The organism is Pseudomonas sp. XP2 (assembly GCF_053557975.1).
In genome coordinates this window covers 1-8134 of sequence record NZ_JBNRIK010000021.1, presented here as the reverse complement: position 1 = coordinate 8134, position 8134 = coordinate 1, and the positions used below count along the sequence as shown (strand labels likewise).

Below are 8134 nucleotides of genomic sequence, written 5' to 3'. Positions count from 1 at the left end.
CCGCGAAGGGGCGCAAAGCGGCCCCAATTAAAGCACCGAAAGATCAGCGCTTGTCTTCAACCTTCCAGGCATTGCCGTCGTAGAAGGCCTTCCAGCCGGTCGGCTTGCCATCGACCTCGGACTGCACGTACTGCTCCTTGGTCTTGCGGCTGTAGCGGATAACTGCCGGGCGGCCTTCTGGATCTTTCTGTGGCGCATCGCAGAGGAAGTGGTACTTCGGATCGATCTCGTGCTTGTGCGGCACAATTTCAAGCACCAGCGGCGCACGGGTTTCACGGTTTTTCGGGAACTGACTGGCAGCCAGGAACAACCCCGAAGCACCGTCACGCAGCACGTAGGTGTCGTCCACCTTCTCGCACTTGAGCTCCGGCATGTCCACCTTGTCCATCTTCGGCGGCGCCGCCTCTCCACTCTTGAGCAGCTTGCGGGTGTTCTTGCACGCCGGGTTGGTGCAGCCGAAGAATTTGCCAAAACGGCCGGTCTTCAACTGCATCTCGCTGCCACACTTGTCGCACTCCAGGCTCGGCCCTTCGTAACCCTTGATGCGGTAGCTGCCCTCTTCGATCTCGTAGCCAACGCAATCGGGGTTGTTACCGCAAATGTGCAGCTTGTGCTTCTCATCCAGCAGGTAGGCGTCCATCGCTGTGGCGCAGATCGGGCAACGGTGCTTGCCCAGCAGCACGCGGGATTCCGATTCACCCTCGTCATCAGCGGCAATCTCGTCACCCGGCACCAGGTTGACGGTGGCCTTGCAGCGCTCTTTTGGCGGAAGGCTGTAACCCGAACAACCCAGGAAAACACCCGTGGAAGCGGTGCGGATCATCATCGGCCGGCCGCATTCCTTGCACGGAATGTTGGTCATGGTCGGCTGGTTGGCGCGCATGCCGTTTTCGCTGGACTCTGCAGTCTGCAGCTTCTTGCTGAAGTCGCCGTAGAACTCGTCGAGTACGTTTTTCCAGTCACGCTCGCCCTGGGCCACGTCGTCGAGGTTCTCCTCCATATCGGCGGTAAAGCCGTAGTCCATCAGGTTGGAGAAGCTTTCCGACAGGCGCTCGGTGACGATGTCGCCCATTTTCTCGGAATAGAAACGGCGGTTATGCAAGGTCACATAACCACGGTCCTGAATGGTCGAGATGATCGCCGCATAGGTCGACGGGCGACCAATGCCGCGCTTTTCCATTTCCTTGACCAGGCTGGCCTCGGTAAAGCGCGCCGGCGGCTTGGTGAAGTGCTGGCTCGGGTCGATCTGAATCAGCTTCAGCGCTTCGCCCTGGACCATCTCAGGCAGCACGTCGTCTTCGCCCGGCTTGCTCTGTTGCGGCAGCACGCGGGTATAACCGTCAAATTTGAGGATACGGCCCTTGGCACGCAGCTCGAAGTCGCCCGCAGCCACGGTGACGCTGGTGGACAGGTACTGCGCCGGGGGCATCTGGCAGGCCAGGAACTGGCGCCAGATCAGCTCGTACAGGCGCTCGGCGTCGCGCTCCATGCCGCTGAGCTTGGTCGGGTGCGTATTCACATCGGAAGGACGAATCGCTTCGTGCGCCTCCTGGGCCCCTTCCTTGCTGCCGTAAACCAGTGGCGCATCCGGCAGGTACTGCTTGCCGAACTCGCGCTCGATGTAGCTACGCGCCATGTCCAGGGCATCGACCGACAGGTTGGTCGAGTCGGTACGCATGTAAGTGATGTAGCCGGCCTCATACAAGCGCTGGGCCATCATCATGGTCTTTTTCACCCCGAAGCCCAGGCGGTTACTGGCCGCCTGCTGCAGGGTGGAGGTAATGAACGGCGCCGACGGCTTGCTGCTGGTCGGGCGGTCTTCACGCTTGACCACGCTGTAGCTGGAAGCCTTGAGCTTCTCCAGCGCAGCCATGGCCTGGGCTTCGTTCAGCGGCTTGAAGGCCTCGCCCTTCTCGCGCGCCACCTCGAAACGCACCTTGGCGTTCTTGGCGGTACCGAGGTCGGCATGAATCTCCCAGTACTCTTGCGGGATGAATGCACGGATTTCACGCTCGCGCTCCACCACCAGCTTCACCGCGACCGACTGCACACGGCCAGCAGACAGGCCGCGAGCAATCTTGGCCCACAACAGCGGCGAAACCATGTAACCAACCACACGGTCGAGGAAGCGCCGCGCCTGCTGAGCGTTGACCCGGTCGATGTCCAGCTCGCCTGGCTGCGAGAAGGCTTCCTGGATGGCCTTTTTGGTAATTTCGTTGAACACCACGCGCTTGTAGCGTGTGTCGTCACCACCGATGGCTTCGCGCAGGTGCCAGGCAATGGCTTCCCCTTCGCGGTCCAAGTCGGTTGCGAGATAGATGGTGTCGGCATCCTTGGCCAGGCGACGCAGCTCTTCGATCACCTTTTCCTTGCCAGGCAGGATCTCGTACTTGGCCTTCCAGCCGTGATCCGGGTCGACGCCCATGCGTGCCACCAGCTGGCGACGGGCCTTTTCTTTCGGCGACAGGGCCGGAGCCTCACCCGCGGCCTTGCCACGCTTGGCGGCCGGCTCTTTGCTTGCGCTGGCCGAACCGCTGGTGGGGAGGTCTCGGATATGGCCGATACTCGACTTCACCACGTACTGGTTGCCCAGGTACTTGTTGATGGTCTTGGCCTTGGCCGGGGATTCCACAATGACCAGCGATTTGCCCATGGATCGGAGTATTCCTGAATCTGAAAATGAAAAACGCGTCAGGTACCAAACGCGGCACCGCTATATATAGTGGCAAAAGTGTGAGGTCAAGCTCGGACAATCACTCGTGCGACTTGCCCAGCAACCCAGGCAGCCCTTCTTCGGCCTTGACCAAAGCAAAGCGTGGCACCTGCTCGCCGTCAACCTCGACGGACTCCTGGAACATCAAAAGGGGGCGTACCCAGAAGCTGTAATCACCATACAGGCATTGGTAGAACACCATCCACTCTTCGTTCTCGGAGTGCCGCGCAACGCTGAAGACACGGTACTCAGGCCCTTTGTAATGCCGGTATACGCCTGGTTGTATCTGCATGTTGCCCACCCTCTTGAATAAAACCTGTAAAAACAAAACCGGGGCACAAGGCCCCGGTTGCTGTCCCGCAACGCGATCAGACGCGTTCGAAGACAGTGGTGATACCTTGGCCGAGGCCGACGCACATGGTCGCCACCCCCAGAGTACCGCCATTCTGCTTCATGACATTGAGCAGGGTGCCCGAAATGCGTGCCCCGGAGCAACCGAACGGGTGACCCAAAGCAATGGCGCCGCCGTGCAGGTTAACCTTCTCATCCATCTTGTCGAGCACTTTCAAGTCTTTCAGCACTGGCAAGGCCTGTGCAGCAAAGGCTTCGTTGAGCTCGATGAAGTCGATGTCGGCCATGGTCAGCCCGGCGCGCTTGAGCGCTTTCTGGGTCGACGGTACCGGACCATAACCCATGATCGCCGGATCAACACCTGCCACCGCCATCGAACGAATCACCGCCAATGGCTGGATACCCAGGTCCATTGCACGCTGGCCAGACATGACGATCATGCACGAAGCGCCGTCGGTGATCTGCGACGAGGTACCGGCGGTGACAGTACCGCCTTTCGGGTTGAACGCGGGCTTGAGCGATGCCAGGCCTTCGAGGGTGGTCTCCGGGCGAATGGTTTCGTCGAAATCGAATACCTTCAGGAAGCCGTTCTCGTCATAGCCCTGCATCGGGATGATCTCGTCCTTGAACTTGCCTTCGACCGTGGCTTTGTGGGCCAACTGGTGCGAACGCACGCCGAACAGGTCCTGCTGCTCCCGGGTGATGCCGTGCATCTTGCCGAGCATTTCTGCAGTCAGGCCCATCATCCCGGAAGCCTTGGCAGCATGCAAGGAAAGGTGCGGGTTAGGGTCCACGCCATGCATCATGCTGACGTGGCCCATGTGTTCCACGCCACCGACCACGAACACATCGCCGTTACCGGTCATGATCGCCTGGGCAGCGGTGTGCAAGGCGCTCATCGAAGAGCCGCACAGGCGGCTGACGGTCTGCGCTGCAGACGTGTGCGGAATCTGGGTCATCAGCGACGCCATGCGGGCGATGTTCCAGCCTTGCTCCAGGGTCTGGTTGACGCAGCCCCAGATCACGTCTTCGACTTCTTTCGGGTCGACCTTGCCGTTGCGCTCCAGCAGCTTGCTGATCAGGTGCGCCGACATGTCTTCGGCGCGGGTATTACGGTGCATGCCACCCTTGGAGCGGCCCATTGGCGTGCGACCGAAGTCGACAATCACCACGTCTCTTGGATTCAGGCTCATATCAAATCTCTCGCTCTAGCTCGTTGACCGCTCAGTTGAAGAAGCGCTGGCCGTTCTTGGCCATTTCACGCAGCTTCGCAGTCGGGTGGTACAGCGGCCCCAGATCGGCGTACTGATCGGCCAGTGCGACGAATTCGGCCACACCGATCGAGTCGATGTAGCGCAGCGCACCACCGCGGAAGGGAGGGAAACCAATGCCATAGACCAAGCCCATGTCGGCTTCGGCGGCGGTTTCGACAATGCCGTCTTCCAGGCAGCGCACGGTCTCCAGGCACAGGGGGACCATCATCCAGTTGATGATGTCTTCGTCGGTGACTTCACGCTGTTCGAACACGATCGGCTTGAGGACGTCGAGCACGGTGGCATCGAAGACCTTCTTCGGCTTACCGCGCTTGTCGGTTTCGTAGGCGTAGAAGCCCTTGCCGTTCTTCTGGCCCAGGCGGTTGGCCTCGTACAGCGCGTCGACGGCCGAGCGGCGGTCGTCCTTCATGCGGTCCGGGAAGCCTTCGGCCATCACGTCACGGCCGTGGTGGCCGGTGTCAATGCCAACCACGTCCATCAGGTAAGCCGGGCCCATTGGCCAGCCGAACTTTTCCATGACCTTGTCGATGCGCACGAAGTCGACACCGGCACTGACCAGCTTGGCAAAGCCACCGAAATACGGGAACAGCACGCGGTTGACCAAAAAGCCCGGGCAATCGTTGACCACGATCGGGTTCTTGCCCATTTTCTTGGCGTAGGCCACGGTGGTGGCCACCGCCACTTCACTGGATTTCTCACCACGGATCACTTCAACCAGCGGCATCATGTGCACCGGGTTGAAGAAGTGCATGCCGACGAAATTTTCCGGGCGTTTGAGCGCTTTTGCCAGCAGGTTGATGGAGATGGTCGAGGTGTTGGAAGCGAGGATCGCGTCGTCCTTCACCTGGCCTTCCACTTCAGCCAGCACAGCTTGCTTGACCTTCGGGTTCTCGACCACAGCTTCGACGACGATGTCGACATTGGCGAAGTCGCCGTAGGACAGGGTCGGGCGAATGGCGTTGAGTGCCTCGGCCATCTTGGCCGGGGTCAGGCGGCCCTTCTCGACGCGGTTGCCGAGCAGCTTGGAGGCCTCGTTCAGGCCCAGCTGGATAGCTTCCTCGCGGATATCCTTCATCAGGATCGGGGTGCCCTTGACCGCCGACTGGTAAGCGATGCCGCCACCCATGATGCCGGCGCCGAGCACGGCGGCCTGCTTCACGTCGTGGGCAATCTCGTCATGCGCCTTGGCCTTGCGCTTGAGTTCCTGGTCGTTCAGGAACAGGCCGATGAGGCTTTCGGCAACCGACGTCTTGGCCAGCTTGGCAAAGCCTGCGGCTTCGACCTCCAGGGCCTTGTCGCGGCCGAAGTTGGCGGCCTTCTGGATGGTCTTGATGGCTTCGACCGGGGCCGGATAGTTCGGGCCGGCCTGGCCGGCAACGAAGCCCTTGGCGGTCTCGAAGGCCATCATCTGCTCGATGGCATTGAGTTTGAGCTTTTCCAGCTTCGGCTGACGCTTGGCCTTGTAGTCCAGCTCGCCGCTGATGGCCCGCTTGATCAGGTCCAAGGCACCGGCCTGCAGCAACTCAGGGGCGACCACGGCGTCGACAGCGCCCACTTTCAAGGCGTCCTCGGCACGGTTTTCCTTGCCGGAGGCGATCCACTCGATAGCGTTGTCCGAACCGATCAGGCGCGGCAGGCGCACGGTGCCGCCAAAGCCGGGGTAGATGCCCAGTTTGACTTCGGGCAGGCCAATCTTGGCGCTGGAGGACATGATCCGGTAGTCGGCGGCCAGGCACATTTCCAGGCCGCCGCCCAAGGCGATGCCGTTGATGGCAGCAACGGTCGGCACTTCGAGGTCTTCGAAGGCACTGAAGATGCGATTGGCTTCCAGGTTGCCGGCGACCAGTTCGGCCTCGGGCAGCTTGAAGTTGTCGACGAACTCGGTGATGTCGGCGCCGACGATGAACACGTCCTTGCCACTGCTGACGATCACGCCCTTGACCGAGGCGTCGGCCTGGATGGCGTCGACGGCCTGGCGAAGCTCGTTCAGGGTCAGGCGGTTGAACTTGTTGACGGACTCACCCTTGAGGTCGAATTTGAGCTCGACGATGCCACTTTCAAGAGCCTTAACCGTGATGGCTTTACCTTCGTAAATCATCAACTGATCTCCACGATATGGAAGCTGAACTGTACACGCCGATCGCTGCAGCAGAAGCAGGCCTAGCTGCCCTGCCCCAGGCACACCCGTCAGCGCGCTAGTCGGAAGTATGGCTTGGCGTCATGACATACAAACGCTCAATTCATACGCCCGTTTGATTTGGGTGTGCACACATTCTCCGAAAAGATCGGCGTTGTCAAATGCTCAGGAGCACGACGAAAACGCGACTTTCCAGTCACTTTGTATCGTCCGGGTGCAAAACATGATGACAGTGATCGCCGACCATTCACGTCAGCGATTGACCACGCCCGCTTGGACAGTGCTGCATCTTTCGGCTTGCGCGGCACCCCAGTGCGGCTACACTGGCACTTGCTTGAATGGATACCCGGCCTGCCTGGCCTTTTCTGCGTAGCAGAAACGCAAAGCGGCGACTTGGCACCCCACCCCTTCAGGGTTCTGCCAAGCCGCCGCTTTGTCGTTTAAAGCCCTGAACGCCTGCGCCGTACCTGTGGGAGCCGCCTTGTGCGGCGAAGAGGCCGATACGCCCGGAACAGTACTATCAGGCATACCGGCCTCTTCGCAGCACAAGGCTGCTCCTACGGGTACGACGTGGCCCCACGAGGTTTCAGGCCAGGGTTTCGAGGACGTAGGCAACATCCTGCAATACAGCCGTATCACCCCGTTCAGTCCAGTACAGGGCGATCATCCGCGCGTCGGCTTCGACCTTGTAGACGCTCGCCGGCAAGCGCGCCAAGGCCTCGATGAAGCGAGGATCTTCGCAGGGCTCGCGCCATTGGTTCCACCACACCCCTGGGGTGACCTGCCAGAAGCTGAAGCTGTCCTCATGCCCGCGATGCCGCGCCCGGTGGTATTGCGGGCAAGGGCTTGGCGGCTCCATTTCGAGCCAGTGCGGCCACTGCTGCGGCGCCAGTTGCATGGCCAACCCCATGCGCCGGGCCTCCAGCCGCAACTTCATCTGCTCGCTCTGCTTGCGCGAGCCTCGCAGCCAGGAAAGCGGGCTGAGAATCAGCGCAAGGATTGACACCACCAGCAATACCGTCATATCAGTAGTTCCCATAAAGCGTTGCAAATGAGCTGGTTAGCCATTTTTCACGGTAGACCCGCCCGAAAGCGACCATACTTCTTCTATCGCGATTGCCAGGAGTACCGCTCATGCAATATGAACATTTGTTGGTCGCCGTCGACCTGACCGAAGAATGCGACCCGGTGATCAAGCGTGCCATGAAGCTCGCCGAGCCCTCAGGCGCCAAGGTGTCCCTGGTGCACATCGTCGAGCCGATGGCCATGGCATTCGGCGGTGACGTACCGATGGACCTGTCGCAGTTGCAACAGCAACAGTTCGACCAGGCCAAGGAGCGCATGGACCGCCTGTTCAACAAATACCCGGACATCCAGCGCGGCGATTCCCACCTGACCTACGGCCAACCGCGCCAGGAAATCCACCAACTGGCCAAGGAACAGAATTGCGACCTGATCGTGGTCGGCAGCCATGGCCGCCATGGCCTGGCGTTGCTGCTGGGTTCCACCGCCAATGACGTGCTGCATGGTGCGCCGTGCGATGTGCTGGCGGTGCGGTTGCAGAAGAAAGAATGACTTAACCTATACCGGCCTCTTCGCGGGGCAAGCCCGCTCCCACAGTGACCGCGCTGCGATACCTGTGGGAGCGGGCTTGCCCCG

6 protein-coding genes are annotated in these 8134 nt (G+C 60.5%); 1 reads left to right on the top strand and 5 read right to left on the bottom strand.

Going from position 1 to position 8134, the window contains the following annotated elements:
* Positions 1–43 precede the first annotated feature (43 nt).
* From topA to ACK1VC_RS20460, 5 genes are all read right to left on the bottom strand, one after another.
* Entirely contained in the window at positions 44–2653 is a 2610-nt protein-coding gene (gene topA / locus ACK1VC_RS20480) for a type I DNA topoisomerase (RefSeq protein WP_016485640.1), read from the bottom strand.
* A gap of 100 nt (positions 2654–2753) precedes the next feature.
* Entirely contained in the window at positions 2754–3005 is a 252-nt protein-coding gene (locus ACK1VC_RS20475) for a DUF1653 domain-containing protein (protein WP_016485639.1), read from the bottom strand.
* Positions 3006–3081: 76 nt separating this feature from the next.
* A complete protein-coding gene (gene fadA, locus ACK1VC_RS20470) occupies positions 3082–4257 on the bottom strand; it encodes an acetyl-CoA C-acyltransferase FadA (protein WP_012271343.1) in 1176 nt (391 codons plus the stop codon).
* A gap of 31 nt (positions 4258–4288) precedes the next feature.
* A complete protein-coding gene (gene fadB / locus ACK1VC_RS20465) occupies positions 4289–6436 on the bottom strand; it encodes a fatty acid oxidation complex subunit alpha FadB (protein ID WP_016485638.1) in 2148 nt (715 codons plus the stop codon).
* A 625-nt stretch (positions 6437–7061) separates the two neighbouring features.
* Positions 7062–7499 (bottom strand): hypothetical protein, encoded by a 438-nt coding sequence (locus ACK1VC_RS20460; protein ID WP_060518383.1) that lies wholly within the window; start codon positions 7497–7499, stop codon positions 7062–7064.
* 110 nt (positions 7500–7609) lie between these two features.
* On the opposite strand from ACK1VC_RS20460, the gene ACK1VC_RS20455 reads away from it, so the two are divergent.
* The gene (locus tag ACK1VC_RS20455) at positions 7610–8050 is read left to right on the top strand and encodes a universal stress protein (RefSeq protein WP_016485636.1); all 441 of its coding nucleotides are present in this window, start codon (positions 7610–7612) and stop codon (positions 8048–8050) included.
* Positions 8051–8134 lie beyond the last annotated feature (84 nt).